15 protein-coding genes and 1 pseudogene are annotated in these 16,306 nt (G+C 36.1%); 8 read left to right on the top strand and 8 right to left on the bottom strand.

The window, feature by feature from the left end:
- Positions 1-4: 4 nt before the first annotated feature.
- Positions 5-352, bottom strand: coding sequence for a DUF2294 domain-containing protein (locus MKY08_RS06810; RefSeq protein WP_025219003.1), 348 nt, complete (start codon positions 350-352; stop codon positions 5-7).
- A 572-nt stretch (positions 353-924) separates the two neighbouring features.
- Between MKY08_RS06810 and fdhF the strand changes: the two genes are divergently transcribed.
- From fdhF to MKY08_RS06795, 3 genes are read left to right on the top strand one after another with little or no spacing between them, the layout of a single operon-like run.
- Positions 925-3,861 (top strand): formate dehydrogenase subunit alpha, encoded by a 2,937-nt coding sequence (fdhF, locus tag MKY08_RS06805; RefSeq protein ID WP_069511892.1) that lies wholly within the window; start codon positions 925-927, stop codon positions 3,859-3,861.
- 4 nt (positions 3,862-3,865) lie between these two features.
- Complete coding sequence (locus tag MKY08_RS06800; RefSeq protein WP_069511894.1) at positions 3,866-4,345, top strand: DUF1641 domain-containing protein; 480 nt, start codon at positions 3,866-3,868, stop codon at positions 4,343-4,345.
- A gap of 12 nt (positions 4,346-4,357) precedes the next feature.
- The gene (locus MKY08_RS06795; RefSeq protein ID WP_069511896.1) at positions 4,358-5,404 is read left to right on the top strand and encodes an Mrp/NBP35 family ATP-binding protein; all 1,047 of its coding nucleotides are present in this window, start codon (positions 4,358-4,360) and stop codon (positions 5,402-5,404) included.
- A 49-nt stretch (positions 5,405-5,453) separates the two neighbouring features.
- On the opposite strand, the gene MKY08_RS06790 is transcribed toward MKY08_RS06795, so the two are convergent.
- From MKY08_RS06790 to MKY08_RS06780, 3 genes are all read right to left on the bottom strand, one after another.
- On the bottom strand, positions 5,454-5,744 hold the full coding sequence (locus tag MKY08_RS06790; protein WP_069511898.1) for a hypothetical protein: 291 nt from the start codon (positions 5,742-5,744) through the stop codon (positions 5,454-5,456).
- 105 nt (positions 5,745-5,849) lie between these two features.
- The gene (locus tag MKY08_RS06785) at positions 5,850-6,980 is read right to left on the bottom strand and encodes a CamS family sex pheromone protein (protein WP_081327956.1); all 1,131 of its coding nucleotides are present in this window, start codon (positions 6,978-6,980) and stop codon (positions 5,850-5,852) included.
- A 193-nt stretch (positions 6,981-7,173) separates the two neighbouring features.
- Positions 7,174-7,386: a DUF3955 domain-containing protein gene (locus MKY08_RS06780; RefSeq protein WP_069511900.1), complete on the bottom strand. Its 213-nt coding sequence runs from the start codon at positions 7,384-7,386 to the stop codon at positions 7,174-7,176.
- Between the two features lie 226 nt (positions 7,387-7,612).
- Here MKY08_RS06780 and MKY08_RS06775 point away from each other — a divergent pair, with 226 nt between their 5' ends.
- From MKY08_RS06775 to MKY08_RS06755, 5 genes are all read left to right on the top strand, one after another.
- A complete protein-coding gene (locus MKY08_RS06775; RefSeq protein ID WP_069511902.1) occupies positions 7,613-8,062 on the top strand; it encodes a hypothetical protein in 450 nt (149 codons plus the stop codon).
- A 154-nt stretch (positions 8,063-8,216) separates the two neighbouring features.
- The gene (locus MKY08_RS06770) at positions 8,217-9,740 is read left to right on the top strand and encodes a spore germination protein (protein ID WP_069511904.1); all 1,524 of its coding nucleotides are present in this window, start codon (positions 8,217-8,219) and stop codon (positions 9,738-9,740) included.
- A 28-nt stretch (positions 9,741-9,768) separates the two neighbouring features.
- A complete protein-coding gene (locus MKY08_RS06765; protein ID WP_069511905.1) occupies positions 9,769-10,956 on the top strand; it encodes a Ger(x)C family spore germination protein in 1,188 nt (395 codons plus the stop codon).
- An 8-nt stretch (positions 10,957-10,964) separates the two neighbouring features.
- On the top strand, positions 10,965-11,204 hold the full coding sequence (locus MKY08_RS06760; RefSeq protein WP_069511907.1) for a hypothetical protein: 240 nt from the start codon (positions 10,965-10,967) through the stop codon (positions 11,202-11,204).
- Positions 11,205-11,220: 16 nt separating this feature from the next.
- Positions 11,221-12,369 (top strand): endospore germination permease, encoded by a 1,149-nt coding sequence (locus MKY08_RS06755; protein WP_069511909.1) that lies wholly within the window; start codon positions 11,221-11,223, stop codon positions 12,367-12,369.
- Between the two features lie 87 nt (positions 12,370-12,456).
- Here MKY08_RS06755 and MKY08_RS06750 read toward each other — a convergent pair whose 3' ends face one another.
- The 4 genes and pseudogenes from MKY08_RS06750 to MKY08_RS06735 all read right to left on the bottom strand — a co-directional run bounded on the left by MKY08_RS06750 (position 12,457) and on the right by MKY08_RS06735 (position 16,301).
- A complete protein-coding gene (locus MKY08_RS06750) occupies positions 12,457-13,089 on the bottom strand; it encodes a hypothetical protein (protein ID WP_069511911.1) in 633 nt (210 codons plus the stop codon).
- 351 nt (positions 13,090-13,440) lie between these two features.
- Positions 13,441-14,342 (bottom strand): annotated as a pseudogene (locus MKY08_RS06745) (ferrochelatase).
- 158 nt (positions 14,343-14,500) lie between these two features.
- Positions 14,501-15,271 carry an ABC transporter ATP-binding protein gene (locus tag MKY08_RS06740; RefSeq protein ID WP_256093179.1) on the bottom strand — a complete coding sequence of 257 codons (771 nt, stop codon included), beginning with the start codon at positions 15,269-15,271 and terminating at the stop codon, positions 14,501-14,503.
- A gap of 4 nt (positions 15,272-15,275) precedes the next feature.
- Positions 15,276-16,301, bottom strand: a complete 1,026-nt coding sequence (locus tag MKY08_RS06735) for an iron ABC transporter permease (protein ID WP_069511918.1) — start codon at positions 16,299-16,301, stop codon at positions 15,276-15,278.
- Positions 16,302-16,306: the final 5 nt, after the last annotated feature.

The following is a 16,306-nucleotide window of genomic DNA, read 5'->3' as shown; positions in this document are numbered from 1 at the left end:
CCCTTTAAACACTGATATTCTTTTCAAAAACGAAGACGGAAATTGCAAAATCCTCTTCAATTTTAATATCTGAAAATAAGTGGAGCAATTTGCTGCCCATCAATTCTTCCATACCCTCTGGTGGTGATTGGGCATATAAATCTTGAATCATAGTTGTCCTTGCAGCATGCACCATTTTTAGCCCTTCTGGTGTACTGGCAATAAATTTTTCCGTTGGTGTTATATTTCCATACAAAGTAGATACAGCCATATTCTCGACAAAAACTGTATGAATACGCTCTGGCCCTTTACCAAATACTTCTTTTCTTAATTTACGTATCATATCATTAAATTCATGTATTTTTTTAGACATAGCAACGATTCTCCCATCGTAATAAAACTTTTTTAGTCAATTTGATATGACGGTCACCCTTACAGTTTGTTAATGATATAGCAACTTGAAAAAAATTAAAAGAGAAAATACTTTTTGATAACCATTATCATCTAATAATTTTTTATGATAAATATTGTTCATTTTGTAGAAAAAGGCTATAATTATTGTTATTCCAAATGGAGTTTATCTATTTTGATCCCTATCTCACGATGTTGGAAAGTGGTTTTAATAGTTAAATTCTATTGTTATTAAACATAAAAGTAGATTGAGTTTTTAGCAAGACCTGCTAAGAATTTTATCCACCATGAATGATTAGCATGTCTTGGACATGTAATTTCATGGTGGATTTTTTTATTTTCATGAACCAAGACATGGATAACTTGTTATGAACTAGACATTTAACTATTTCTAGGTAGATTAAAGACCGAGTGGGAATTACAATGATAACAAGACAATCAATTCAATCATCAACTCAATTCGTCATTCCCTTTTTGTCTTAAGCCGTAACAAGTTGTCTAAAGAGTCTCAAAGTGCAAAAGGAGGAAGTTATCTTGACTCAAATTCATATTAATGGGGTACCGTATGATGTCAAAGAAGGAGCTACGATTCTTGATACGATTAACCAACATGACATTCCTCATCCACAGATTTGTCATGTGCCCGCTGTAGACCCAATCGAAACATGTGATACATGTATCGTGGAGGTGAATGGCCAATTAGTTCGTTCTTGCTCCACTAAGGCAATTGATGGCATGAATGTGTTATTAGCTTCTGACAAAGCAAAAGCGGCACAAACAGAAGCGATGGACCGTCTACTCGAAAACCATTTACTGTACTGTACAGTGTGTGATAATAACAACGGAAATTGTACATTACACAATACAGCCGAATTAATGGAAATCGAGCATCAAAAATATCCGTACAAACCGAAAGTTGAACCACATGAAGTAGACATGTCACACCCTTTTTACCGCTATGATCCGAACCAATGTATTGCATGTGGGCAATGTGTAGAAGTTTGTCAAAATTTACAGGTAAACGAAACATTATCCCTCGATTGGGAAGCAGAAAGACCACGTGTTATTTGGGATAAAGGTGTTGCCATTAATGATTCTTCCTGTGTAAGCTGCGGTCAATGTGTTACCGTTTGTCCTTGTAATGCCTTAATGGAAAAGTCCATGCTTGGAGAGGCTGGATTTATGACGGGTTTGAAACAAGATATGTTAGATCCAATGATTCGTTTGATTAAAGAAGTTGAACCAGGATATAGCGGTATTTTTGCCGTTTCTGAAGTGGAAGCAGCCATGCGTAGTAAGCGCACGAAAAAAACAAAAACAGTTTGTACTTTCTGCGGTGTAGGTTGTTCATTCGAAGTTTGGACAAAAGACCGCAAAATTTTAAAAGTACAACCTTCAGATGGTCCGGTCAATGCAATCTCTACATGTGTAAAAGGAAAATTCGGTTGGGATTTCATCAATTCGGAAGAACGTATTACAAAACCACTTATTCGTAAAAATAATGAGTTTGTTGAATCTTCTTGGGATGAAGCGTTGGATTTAATTGCCACAAAACTCGGTGGTATTCAACAACAATATGGTCCTGGTTCTGTCGGTTTTATCTCTTCTTCTAAAATTACAAATGAAGAAAATTACTTAATACAAAAAATGGCGCGTCAATTATTTGCCACAAATGACGTCGATAATTGCTCCCGTTATTGTCAGTCTCCAGCTACAGACGGTTTATTACGTACAGTAGGTTTAGGCGGTGACGCTGGTACGATTCAAGATATTGCTAAAGCAGGCCTTGTCATTATTGTTGGTGCTAACCCAGCTGAAGGCCATCCTGTTTTAGCAACACGTGTGAAACGTGCACACAAATTACATGGTCAAAAATTAATCGTTGCCGATATTCGTAAACATGAAATGGCTGAGCGTTCAGACATCTTTATGCGTCCAAAACAAGGTACTGACCAAGTGTGGATTATGGCGGTTACCAAATATATCATCGATCAAGGATGGCATGATGAAGCCTTTATTCAAGACAATGTCCTGCATTTTGAAGATTTTAAACAAGTGCTTGCAACCTATACACTTGATTACGCTCAAAATATGACCGGAATTAGCAAGGAAACATTGATTGAAGTGGCTGAAATGATTCGTGATGCAGATGGCACTTGTGTTCTTTGGGGTATGGGTGTCACGCAAAATACGGGAGGCTCTTATACATCAGCCGCTATTTCGAATTTACTATTAGCAACGGGTAACTATCGTCGTCCTGGGGCTGGGGCTTACCCGCTACGCGGTCACAATAATGTTCAAGGTGCCTGTGATATGGGGACATTACCAAATCTATTGCCAGGCTACCAAAAAGTGACCGATGATGAAGCAAGAGCAAAATTCGAAAAAGCTTATGGTGTCCCTATTCAATCTCAACCAGGTCGAAATAATATGCAAATGTTAGATGCTATTATGGAAGGTAAAATGAAAGCGATGTATTTAGTGGGCGAGGATATGGCACTTGTTGACTGTAATGCTAACCATGTAGATGAGGTACTTTCACAAATAGAATTTTTTGTTGTCCAAGATTGCTTCCTATCACGTACTGCCCAATATGCAGATGTGATTTTACCAGCAGCCCCTTCGCTTGAAAAAGAAGGCACATTCACGAATACAGAACGTCGCGTTCAGCGTCTCTATCAAGTTTTGCCAACACTCGGTGAGTCGAAAGCTGATTGGGAAATCCTCCAAGCAGTTGCACGTCGATTAGGAGCAGATTGGCAGTATAATCATCCAAGTGAAATTTTCGATGAAATGGCGAGTTTGTCTCCACTATTCTCACAAGCCAACTATGATGTCTTAGAAGGCTGGGGTAGCTTCTGTTGGGGTAGTCATGATGGAAAAGATACACCATTATTATATGAAGATGGTTTTAACTTCCCAGATAAAAAAGCTCGTTTTGCTTTACATGATTGGGTGCAACCAGTTGAATTTGAGGCACAATACGATTGTCATATTAATAACGGTCGTATGCTTGAGCACTTCCACGAAGGAAATCTAACAAATAAATCGAAAGGTATCCAATCAAAGGTACCAGAAATTTTCGTTGAAGTATCACCACAATTGGCGAAAGAACGAGGCATTGAAGATGGCGCCCTACTCCGTTTAGTATCTCCATATGGCGCATTAAAGCTCAATGCATTAGTAACAGATCGCGTGCAAGGGAATGAATTATTTTTACCTATGAACTCTGTTAGCAAAGATTCAGCTATTAACTTCTTAACTGGTCCTGCAGCAGATATTAATACATCAACACCCGCGTACAAACAAACAAAAGTTCGAGTAGAGGTGCTAAAAGCAAAAGGCAAGACGCCGCTGCCGCGCACTAACCCGCGCTATAAAAAGCGTCATCCTCAAAATGGTGTAGAGGTACAACGAAAATGGAATCGTCCTGGCTACGTTCACTTAACAACCCTAAACGAAAGAGAGTGAGAACATGGCTGAACCCATTACAAGCATAAAAAAACAACAAGTAACAGACGAACAGCTCAAAGAACAAAAATTAGATAATCTTAAACAACTACTTTCTGAGCAAGAAGAAGCGGTCCAACAAGTATTGCATATTATAGCTGAATTAAATGATATCGGTGCACTAGAAGCTGCAATGAAACTACTAGAAGCTAAAGAAGAAGTGGCTCATGTTGCACTTGGACAATTAACACGAAAGCCTGTAACCAATATCATTAATAATTTAATGGGTGTTGCGGGAGCATTGACAGAGCTAAATCCTGAAACAACGACTAAGCTGATTGAAGGCTTAAATTCAGGTGTAGAGGAAGCTAACAAAGCACTTGAATCCGATGACAAAGTTAGTGCCTTTAAACTAGTCAAAATGTTAAATGATCCAGATGTCAATCGCGCACTTAATTTTGGTGTGCATTTCTTAAAGGGACTTGGCAAAGGGTTAAAAGAATAAGGTGGTTCGAATATGTTAGTACAAGAAGATGTTATCAACGCATTACAACAAGTTCAAGATCCTGAGCTTCATCAGAGTATTGTCACATTAAATATGGTACGCAATATTCACATAAGCGGCACCCATCTATCACTGGATATTATGTTAACTATATCAGGCTGTCCGTTAAAAGCGAAAATCCAGCAAGATGTGGAGGAGGCACTACAAGCGATTGGTGCCTCCAGTGTTGCTATTACCTTTGGCGCGATGACTGAACAGGAACGACGTACACTATCGACCTCTCTACAAGCGAAGAATGTCAACGAACAAGGAATGCCAAACATGTTGCATCTTCATTCAGGAGTGCAGTTTATTGCCATCACAAGTGGTAAAGGCGGCGTTGGGAAGTCGACAGTGACCATTAATTTAGCAGTCGCTCTTGCCCGTCTTGGCAAACGTGTAGGCATACTAGATGCTGATATTTATGGCTTTAGTATCCCTGCTATGATGAACATTGAGCAAAAACCTACCATGCTTGACCAAATTGCGATTCCAGTTGAAAGTCATGGGGTTAAATTGATGTCAATGGGCTTTTTCACCAATGGGAACCAACCTGTTATGTGGCGTGGACCAATGCTCAACAAATGGATGCGCAATTTCCTTGTCAACACTTTATGGGGAGAGTTGGATTTTCTGCTAATTGATTTACCACCAGGAACTGGGGATGTGGCGATTGATATGGCGGCGATGATTCCACAAGCACAAGAAATTATCGTAACGACACCGCATTTGGCTGCTTCTCACGTCGCATCCCGTGCAGGCTTAATGGCTCAACATACGAAACATTCTATTCTTGGTGTAGTTGAAAACATGGCTTATTTTGAAGGGGCAGATGGTCAAAAAAACTATCTATTTGGACAAGGTGGAGCCGAACAATTGGCAAAATTACTCCAAACTGAAGTGATTGCCCATATTCCTTTCGCCCAGCCTGAAGAAAATACAGGCTCCTCCATATACGATGAAGAAACAGTGATTGGCGAAATCTTTACACATCTAGCAGAAGATTTACTATTTCAATAAAACAACAATCCCTTGATTTGCTTAGTGACAAATCAAGGGATTTTCCTTGCTACAAATAACCCGCTTTTTTTAACACTTGTATGAAATAAAAACGATACGTATTTTGGACAAATGTATCTAAAGGTAACCCTACATGCACCTGATACTTTGTAAAAATAAAAGAAAAGCGTTTATCCCATTTTAAGCGTAATAACGCTCCTGCCTCTTCACCGTATTTCGCTGTAAATTCTCCAATCAAAGTCTCAATTATGTTGTAACAATAGCTTTTTAAATGTGCCAATGCTTCAATATCTTGATCCCTTTGAAAGCGTATAATCCATTCCACTAATTGCTTATCCATGTTGTCTAAATGCCATCCTTCAATATAGAGTTTCTTCCTATTTAAATAACTACTACTTTTCGATACGAATAATTATCAGAATTGTTTGGGTGCCTGTCACTAAAACTAAATCGGGGTAGCAAATATTTGTTTTTCTTTTGGATCCCATAGAACAATGCCGACATCTTCTTTTTGATCGATAATACGAATCGTCACGGGCACATAGTCAAATAAAATAGTGTTTAGTTTTGTCCCTATAAACTGTAAAAGCCCAATCAGTTCTGTATCGTTTATTAGAGGGGCATGTACCTCTATTTTTATATCAGCTAACTTACCATTTTCATATCGCAACTTTCCAATTATTTTAGGATTTAAATGTTTGAAATTCTGTTGTATATCTTCCTTAAACTTCAATAATTGATTATATGTATCTTGATCCAAACTATATAAGGCATCAGAAGGAAACGTATAGTCTTTTTTATCAATGTCATTCCATTTATCTATTTTCTCCTTCCCTTCTGCAATATAAGTATCAGCTAAAAACACACCTGGAATAATATCGTTTTTATTGGACTCTTGATACAACGTTAAATAGATTGGAACATTAGGTATTGTTGCATTTTTCCTTATATCTTTTATAATTCTTTCAGCCATTTCTTTACCATACTTAGCAACATCATTCACATCATCATCATTATTATCTACTTTCACTTGCCCTGTATAAATCAAGCCTTTATCATCAGACACGCGAATATCATAAAATTCATTTAACGATATAGCTAAAGACATTCCTTCGATTTTCCCACTTTTTTTGTTAATAAAATTTTGCTCTAACACATGTGATAAGATGAGCGGATTCTCTTTTTCATCTTCTAAAACATTACCCGTACTATTTTTGATAGCTGGATTTAACCCTAAACCTTCTTCCGTTTTTCTAGCTAACCATTGATTTATAATAGTTTTATCTAAATATTGTCCTTCTTGCATATAAAAACTATTTGGCGAAAAATGGTCAACTGATAAATTCATGAGTCCTTTTTCGATTTCATTGATATTTATTGAATTGTTCATGTGACTAACAATTAGCCCTCTTGAAACGTTCTGTTTGGCAGGCTGTTGAATTTCATAAATTTCCTTTTTTTGAATTGAAGAAATATACATTTTTTCTTCTTTCGTATTTACATCGTCATTATCACTACAAGCAGCTAAAAAAAACAAAGGGGATAGCCAAATGAGCGCACTCTTTTTTATAACCATTTCATTTTGCTCCTTAATCATTGTCATTTCAGGCATTTCTCTACAAATAGGTCTATACCTAATATTACCATAAATTGTACGTAGATAGGTTAACGCCATAAATAACCTTTACCTGATTAACTACCCTCTTATTCTATTTTTTACACCATACAAAAAACCCTGCAATAAAACAGGGTTTTTAATGAATTCATACTCAAACATGTCTTGTTTTTTGGATTAACGACAACAATACTACCCCTACTACACAAATACAACCAATAAATAACAACAAAAATCCTATTGGAATTAAAAAGAACGGTTCCTCTAATGTACCATCAGGTGCAACACTACTCCCCTTTATCATAAAGATTAAAAAGCTGATGACTCCTAAAACAATTGGTGTTGAAGCTAACAGATATTTCTTCATTTCTTTGTCCCTCCATATAAATATTTTTGATTCAGTGTTTTAATTTAGCCACCAAATCTCTTGCTACCCTGTTGCTATCATAAACGAATTATTTAACCTAAGTCAATTATTTTTTATCGTAAAACGATAAATTTTTATTCTTTAGAATGTGCTTTTATTTTTGACTTTCAAAATTTAATATTATAAAATAACCAAAAATCTTATATAAATATGGAAGGGTGTATTTATGAACTATGAGGATTTAATGCAGCGAGAAGGTTATTTATTTTTAGATAAGATAACAGAGCCTGGAACAAACTCTTTAAGGATTTCGATTAATAGAGCTTCCATCAGTTCAAAAAGCGAGGATGTCAACATTCATGAATATCAATTACATGATGCCTATCCCATTGAAATGGATAAGACATTACCACAAATCCATATCGAATTCGATTCGTATGTAGCGTACACTGTTTTTGATGAGTCATTCCACTTTGTCAATAACGAAGATGAATTTCGAGGACATGCCATACGCATCTTTACAAAATCCGCCTATTTAGATTTTGTATGTCAAACAACGATTGCACAGGAAATATATTCTTATAAAGAATTAATCCACTATCAGATTGTTTGTCTAGACCATATAGTAGATATTGTCTCCTTCGAACAACCTAGCATTTGGACAAGCGAAAAATAGATTTCAAAACAGACAATCATCATATGTCTGTTTTTTTATTTCTATTCATTTCATTTATTTTAGATAATTTATGAAACAGCAATTCTATTATTTGGTATAAACACGCTATCATTTGCATATTCTATTAAATAGAAAACTAAAGGAGGACACTGTAGTGAGTAATGCCGAAAATGATAATCTCTTAGAAAATAAAACGATTACATCTCTTTCTACATCTCTCCTAGAAAATATTAAGACCATTCAAAACTCACTAGGTAATAGCAATGATATTATTATCCGTGAATTTTTGGTTGGCAAACCGTTGGAGATACCAATCGCTATTATGTATACGGATGGTCTAGCAGATAATACTTCGATTAACGACTTTGTTTTAGAATCTATTATTTCTAATTTTGAAGCGACATCTGAAACTACTTTGCAAGAAATTGCGATTCGATTAAAAGCTTATTGCATAACTGTTGGCAGTATAAAAGATATTGCGGACCTTTCATCATTGTTAAATGCTATTTTAAGTGGCGAAACTATTTTATTAATAGATGGGCTTGCTATCGGTATTTCAACAAGTACTAAACGGGTCAAAGATAGGGCGATAACAGAGCCCGTTACAGAAGCTGTTATTAGGGGGCCTAGAGAATCATTCACTGAAACTTTACGAACGAATACAGCTTTAATTCGACGGAAAATAAAAAGCCCTAATCTATGGATAAAATCAAGAGTGATAGGTGAGGTTACACAAACCGAAATCGCCGTTATGTATATAAACGGCATAGCCAATGAAAAAATAGTGAAGGAAGTACTGCATCGATTAGATGAGATTAATATTGATGGTATTTTAGAGAGTGGTTACATTGAACAATTAATTCAGGATACAAAGTTTACTTTATTTCCTACCATCTACAATTCCGAAAGACCAGATGTTATAGCTGCAGAATTATTAGAAGGAAAGATTGCGATTCTAGTGGATGGTACACCTTTTGTTTTAATTGTACCTGCCTTATTCACTTCCTTTTTACAATCAGCAGAAGATTATTATCAGAGCGCATTTGTTAGTTCCTTCATCCGTCTTATTCGATTTATAGGGATTAGTTTGGCATTGGTTGCTCCATCACTTTATATTTCTTTAACGACCTTTCATCAAGAAATGCTGCCAACATCACTACTAATTAGTATTTATGCGCAGCGAGAAGGCGTTCCATTCCCTGCTTTTGTTGAAGCTTTAATTATGGAAATCGCATTTGAAGTTTTAAGAGAAGCTGGTTTGAGGATGCCGAGAATGATTGGATCAGCCATCTCGATAGTTGGCACACTTATTATTGGACAAGCAGCCGTTGAGGCAGGCATTGTATCCGCAGCAATGGTCATTATTGTTGCTTTAACAGCCATTTGTAGTTTTCTGTTCCCAGCATATGGCCTTTCCAATTCAATTCGTATTTTACGCTTCCCATTAATGGGCTTGGCAGCGATGTTCGGGTTGTTTGGCATATTTATTGGAATTATGCTATTAATCATTCATTTATGTAGCTTACGTTCTTTTGGCGTTCCATATATGAGCCCATATGCCCCTTTAATACCGAAGGATCAAAAAGATGCTTTAATTGTTTTACCGCGTGGTTCTTTACTAACACGTCCGCGACTAATTAGTCAAATTAATAATGTAAGAGGACGCAAAAATCGCTAATCACTATTTGGTTAAATGAGGGTACCTAATGAAGAAGACCATACTAATGATTTCATTAATCTTTCTAATTTCAATTCTTAGTGGTTGTTGGAGTAAACGTGAATTAAATGACTTGGCACTTGTTGCTGCTCTAGGTATAGACTTTATTGATGATGAATATGCCATTTCTGTACAAGTAATAGATCCTAGTCAAATCTCTTCAAAACAGTCGTCATCTAGACAAGCACCCGTAGTTACTTATCATGCAAAAGGAAAAACTGTCTTTGAAGCCATTCGAAAAATATTAGCCTTGTCTCCAAGAAAATTATATTTTGCGCATATACAATTAGTTGTGCTTGGAGAGGACTTAGCTGTAGACGGTATACGAGATTCTATTGATTTTCTAGCAAGAGATCAGGAGATAAGAAACGATTTTACGATTATCGTTTCGCAGCAAGCTATGGCCAAAGATATTTTAAATGTCTTAACCCCAATAGAAAAAATACCAGCAAAAAAGATGTTAAATTCGCTTACAATTACGCAAGATGCATGGGGCTCTACTTTAGAAGTCGATGTTGAAGACTTAGTAACAAAATTAGGAGTAGGAAATCAATATTTTGTTCTATCAGCTATTGAAATTCAAGGGGATAAAAGTTTAGGCATTGACCAAACAAACGTAGAAAGAATTGAAACACCTGTAAAACTTAAGTTTACTGGCCTTGCCATTTTTAAAGAAGATAAATTAATCGGTTATATGGATGAGTACGACAGTAAAAGTTTTAATTACTTAAACGATAATATAAAATCAACTATTGAAATTATTGCATGCCCTTCTGAAGGTGTGTTAACAACTGAAATTACGCAATCCAAAACAACAACAAAGGGATTAATAAAGAACGGTTCACCTACCATCAACGTTAACATCGACATTGTCCAAAATGTTGCAGAAGTGAAATGTGACATTAATTTAACAGATTTGACCACGATTGATTGGATTAATCGTCAAACCGAGTTATCTATCGAAAAGAATATTGATGAATCGCTGCATGTTCTCCAAGAAAAATATAACGCAGATGTTCTCGGTTTTGGTGAAGCGATCCATCGCGCTGACCCTAAAAAATGGAAAAAGATAAAAGGAGATTGGCATACCATTTATCCAAATGTTGAAGTAAATGTCAAGGTAAACGTCAATACACACGGTTCAGGAACGATGCAAAATTCAAAATTAAAGGAGTAAAAAACACTATGTTCATTGCTCTAGGCATATTAGCGATTGCTCTTGCTATTGTTTTGGTCGAACGTCCTAAATTAAAAAAGGAAGGAAAAAAGCTAATTTGGACATTCTCCATTCTTTTAGTCATAGGGACATCCTTAAACATTGCTATAAGTTATAATGCTATAAAGTCTAGCCCACTGGACCCAATTATGTATATTTTTCATCCAATTAGTGACTTTCTAAAAGAAGCATTACTAAATAAAAAATAACAAATAAGAGGCTATTATGAAAAAACAATTGATAAGCTCCCGTCAATTCACAATCATTGTTATACTTTATACAGCAGGAACAGGAGTACTAATAATACCTGCAAGTATTGCCTTAGAAGTACAGCAAGATGCTTGGATTGTAGCAATAATCGGCACTCTATTAAGTTTACTTTTAATAAAGCTATTTATTATGTTATCAAATAAAATGGCGGAACTTTCTCTTGTAAAAGTAACTGAAAAATTTCTAGGAAAATTTATCGGCAAAGTTGTTTCTATCGGATTTGTTCTGTTAACACTTTTGTCATCCGGTGAGTTACTATATTTCATTGGTAATTTCCTACAAACAGAGGTGATGCCTGAAACACCTCCAGTTGTTTTTTCCATACTTTTTTGCTGTATTATTTTATTTGCTGCATATCAAGGGATTGAAGTATTTGCACGTACTTTAGAGATTCTATTTCCTGCCTTTTTATTGTTATTTATTATTTTTTTGTTCTTTGTTTCACCCCAAATAGAAATAAAACATGTGCAACCAGTTTTTGAAGTTTCCCTTCAACCATTTATCTATAGCATTATACATTTTATGGGGCTATTTTCTTTTCCATTAATCGTGCTATTAATGATTTTCCCTTCGGTTATCAATAACCTACAATCAGGTAAAAAAGGATTTTATATAGGCACATTAGTTGGAGGATTTATTATTACTGTCTTTATAGCTTTATCAATACTTGTATTAGGCGTTACCAATACCACTATTCGAACATTCCCTAGTTATACATTGGCACAAAAAATTTCTGTAGGAAAATTTTTGCAACGTATTGAAATTATTATGGCTTTTATGTGGATGGTCACAATATTTGTACGAGCGTTTATGTATTATTATGCTTCTTTAATTGGGATTAGCCAAATACTGAAACTAAAAGATCATCGACCATTAATTTTGCCACTTGGCATGATCTCAATAGCACTCTCTCAAATTGTTCATGCAAATATTATTCATTCCGATAAATACAACCAACAAACATGGCCACTTGCTATCGCTGTTTTTTCTATTTTTCTACCCATCATCTTGCTATTGATAGCGATGTTCAAAAGATCAAAAAATAAGAAAAAAATCGACCCAGCTATGAACGATGGTGAAACGCCTCCTAATGCATCATCATAAGGCTCAATTTAACACTAAAAGAAACGCAAAAAAATCGGTAGCCAAGGATTTTTCCACTGGCAACCGTTTTTTTATATTCAGTATCTATTAATATCTTGCCGCTTCAGAAGAAGGATTTAAAATATCGTGTACTTGTTCTTCAGTTACATCATAATTGTAGAATTTAGTGTAGTAATGTTGAATTTCTTCAGTCATATTATAATTGAAAATTTCTGGATGATTGTGCTGTGCCATCCATTTTAACATAAGAGGTGCATCTCCATTTGGTGGATACCAGCGATAAATACCTAGTGGCACTTTGTACACTTGTTTGTTTTGTACTGCTTTTAACTGACTCCAATCTTGGCCTTGAATTGAATTATTGAACAAGTCTTTTGGCTGTGTTTCAGTAAAATTAGTAATATAGATAATATCAGGTGAAATGTCTTTTAAGATGGAATGCGATGCTGCATTATATGAATTTGGATGCATACCAACAATTTCTTGTGTCGAATTCGTGGCAATATACCAAGTTGAGAAATAGGGTAAAATGCCTCCTACTACAACACGCGCAGGATTCATTGGTACTGTTATTTGACGATTGAGCTCGTCCTTTATAATCGCTTCTTCTTTTGTTTCTACAATATCATTAGAAGCCGATTTATTTGCGTTATCCGACTGATTACAGCCGACTAATAACGCCGAAATGGCTAATGCTGATAATGGGTATTTCCAATTCATGTGTTTACACTACTAAAACAATGTTAGTTCTCACTTTTTTGATAGATTATCAATATTGATTGATGTTTTACAGGATGTTAGTACGAAGAATCAACACCTTTCAACAATAGATTTTATATTAATGCCTCAATATAAATATTTATTCAGTACATATTTATATTGACTATTGTTAATAGTAAACAAGAAAAAGCCCACTTGGATGATAGATGAGTGTCAAAGGCATTTACTCATAATCACGTAGTAGGGCTCTTTAATCACGATAATTACTTCTAAGCATTACATACTCAAGGAAGCTTGGTCCCCTAAAGCGAAATAAATGAATCGTTTACTTTCACTTCAATCCAACTGAGCTTATGAACGAAGCTGTGATTCTGCTGGTATAAATGATTCGACAATGACTGCTAAAGCTTGAATCGTATCGTAGCTATCACCTGGAAACTCCGCTTGGGCAAACTCCACTTGAAGTTCTTCACATACTCGTTGACAATCACTTCCGATTTCAAAATAGGACTCAATATCCGCTGATAATGAAAGAAGCTCACATGTGACGAAGCCTTGAGCTCCTTCGCCATGCAGTGTATAAATGCTATCCTTTACATTTGGACCAAGCCAGTCTCCTTTGCCATGACCGCTACGATAAGTAATGTGCCAGTTATCACAGCTTCGGCTAATTCGGTAAACTGGCGAACGTAACTTTCATTTCGTTCAGGATCAATAGGCTGACTATGCACAGTATATAAAACATGCGTCTGCGCTCGTTTTTCTGCAGGCATCCATTCGTAAGCACGTCTGATGCGATCTTGATATACAGCAAGTAATTCCGCATTTAGATGCCAATTTTTCGCAGGAATAACAGTCACATTATGCCCTTCTAATAACGATTTTACTTCATCATGAAACGCGCTAGCACCTGAAGACATAATCGGATTGACAGGTAGCGTAATGAAAGTTGTGATGCCATCTTTTAGCATTGTATCAATAACATTTGGAATATAGGGTTCAGTATGTTTATAGGCGTTATAAACTTTTACAGTCTGTGATAAGCGCTTTTGTAAAGCATGTTCCAACCCTTTTGCGATACGGCCGGTATTTGCGGCTAATGGATCTACACCACCTAATTTTTTAAATTGTGCCGTAACGTTTGCAATCACTTGTGGTGGTGGCGTTTTGCCTTTCATAATATGCGAAAAGTAAGGTGTAACATCGTCTAAAGATTTCGGTGCCCCATAAGCGTAATAAATTATACCAATCATTATGTAAACCCCTTTGTTCATTATTTTATGTTAATTTTTATGCTTGATTTTTTCCATCTTTATTAATTAAACGTAATAGCGTTTGCTTTCATTTACTTGCAGTTGCCATTGCAAAAAAAGGGTTTTTAACAAACTTCCTGTGACCGCCGAAGCTAACATTATTTACAAGGACTTGCGCACAATTTTATAGGGGTAAAGATTGGATTGCCACCTTGCATATAAATTTCAGCATCAATTTCAAAAATTGATTGGAACATTTCTTTACATACCACACAATGTGGAGAACCATCATAGTGTATTTTCCCTTTCTTTAGTACAATTAGACGTTCGCTATTTTGTGCAGCTTGGTTAATATCATGTAACACCATAATCACTGTCATCTTGTATTTATGATTTAACTCTTTTACGAGCTCCATCACTTCTAATTGGTGCGCAATATCAAGGTATGTTGTTGGTTCATCGAGCAACAACACTTTGGGATGCTGTGCGACAGTCATTGCAATCCAAGCGCGTTGGCGTTCTCCTCCAGACATCGATGGTAATACTCGATTTTGCAAGTGTTTCAAGCCAGTTACGTCAATTGCCCAATCGACAATTTCTATATCCTTTTTTGTCAGGACCGCTTTCCCTCCGCTATGCGGATGACGCCCAAACTCTACTAGCTCACGCACAGTTAAATCTAATTGATGACTATTCATTTGTGGAAGCATCGTTAATGTTTTAGCCACTTCTTTAGACTTCATTTCATGAATGTTTTGCTCATTTAAATATACAGTACCACTATTCGGTTTTAAAAGACGTGATATTACACGTAATAATGTTGATTTTCCCGAGCCATTTGGTCCTATTAAACTAATAACTTCCCCTTCATTGATTTTCAAGTTAATATCATCTAACTGAAAATTGGTGAACTCATGTTGATAATGAATGTGCTCAGTTCGTAGCAATGGAATTCCCCTTTCTATGAATTAAATAGAGGAAATACGGTCCTCCGATGAATGCTAGTAAAATGCCAACAGGAACCTCAATCGGATCAAATATTGTTCTCGCAATTGTATCGGCGAAGACAACTAGTAAGCCTCCAGCCAATGCTGATGCAGGTATTAAATACTTATGATCTCCACCGATAATTAAACGTAAAATATGCGGTACAACTAAGCCAACAAATCCAACTAATCCAGCAACGCTTACAGCAATTCCTGCTAATAACGTACTCAACACAATTAAAAAAAATCGACTGCGTTCCACATTGTGTCCTAAAAGGCTTGCCATTTCATCTCCCAGACGCATGATGCGAATATGTTTGATCGCTACAATGGATAAGAAAATTGCTACAATGACGTAGTAAATAATCATATTAAACTGTACCCAACCAACACCAATTAAACCGCCTGACAACCATGGCAATACAGATTGCACACGATCACTATACAGAATCATCAGTGCATTTGTCCCCGCACCACATAGTGCATTAATGGCTACCCCTACTAAAATAATACGCATTGGGGATGTACCACCTTTTTTCACCGATAACGAATAGACTATCATTGCGGCTACAAATGCACCTACAAAAGCGGCAATAGGTAAATAGATAATATAGCCTGGAAAGACAACCATAATTGCTACTGCCATAATGCCAGCGCCAGAAGTAATACCAATAACTCCTGGATCAGCTAATGGATTTTGCATGACACCTTGTAAAATCGAACCTGCAATAGCTAAACAAACGCCAATAATAATACCCGTCAGTATACGTGGCATCCGAATTTCCCATACGATTCGTCGTGCCATTGTATCTTCTGAACTAAAAATCCCACTAAACACTTCACTTACTGAAAACGAAACTTGGCCTAACATAAGACTACTGACACTTACGATAACTAACAATATTGGTAACACCATCAGCACCATTCTTCGTTTTCTAGCAAGAGGGTGTGCATATTTTTCCTCTTCTATCATCGTTA

It is taken from the genome of Lysinibacillus sp. FSL M8-0337, assembly GCF_038593855.1.
Lineage (GTDB): Bacteria > Bacillota > Bacilli > Bacillales_A > Planococcaceae > Lysinibacillus > Lysinibacillus sphaericus_D.
This window is presented reverse-complemented; position numbering and strand designations above follow the sequence as displayed.

Bases quoted from the DNA above. Each gene is read 5' to 3' on its own strand.
- MKY08_RS06810 (WP_025219003.1), bottom strand. From the start codon at position 352: ATGTCTAAAAAAATACATGAATTTAATGATATGATACGTAAATTAAGA.
- MKY08_RS06800 (WP_069511894.1), top strand. From the start codon at position 3,866: ATGGCTGAACCCATTACAAGCATAAAAAAACAACAAGTAACAGACGAA.
- MKY08_RS06795 (WP_069511896.1), top strand. From the start codon at position 4,358: ATGTTAGTACAAGAAGATGTTATCAACGCATTACAACAAGTTCAAGAT.
- MKY08_RS06790 (WP_069511898.1), bottom strand. From the start codon at position 5,744: ATGGATAAGCAATTAGTGGAATGGATTATACGCTTTCAAAGGGATCAA.
- MKY08_RS06785 (WP_081327956.1), bottom strand. From the start codon at position 6,980: ATGGTTATAAAAAAGAGTGCGCTCATTTGGCTATCCCCTTTGTTTTTT.
- MKY08_RS06780 (WP_069511900.1), bottom strand. From the start codon at position 7,386: ATGAAGAAATATCTGTTAGCTTCAACACCAATTGTTTTAGGAGTCATC.
- MKY08_RS06775 (WP_069511902.1), top strand. From the start codon at position 7,613: ATGAACTATGAGGATTTAATGCAGCGAGAAGGTTATTTATTTTTAGAT.
- MKY08_RS06765 (WP_069511905.1), top strand. From the start codon at position 9,769: ATGAAGAAGACCATACTAATGATTTCATTAATCTTTCTAATTTCAATT.
- MKY08_RS06760 (WP_069511907.1), top strand. From the start codon at position 10,965: ATGTTCATTGCTCTAGGCATATTAGCGATTGCTCTTGCTATTGTTTTG.
- MKY08_RS06755 (WP_069511909.1), top strand. From the start codon at position 11,221: ATGAAAAAACAATTGATAAGCTCCCGTCAATTCACAATCATTGTTATA.
- MKY08_RS06750 (WP_069511911.1), bottom strand. From the start codon at position 13,089: ATGAATTGGAAATACCCATTATCAGCATTAGCCATTTCGGCGTTATTA.
- MKY08_RS06735 (WP_069511918.1), bottom strand. From the start codon at position 16,301: ATGATAGAAGAGGAAAAATATGCACACCCTCTTGCTAGAAAACGAAGA.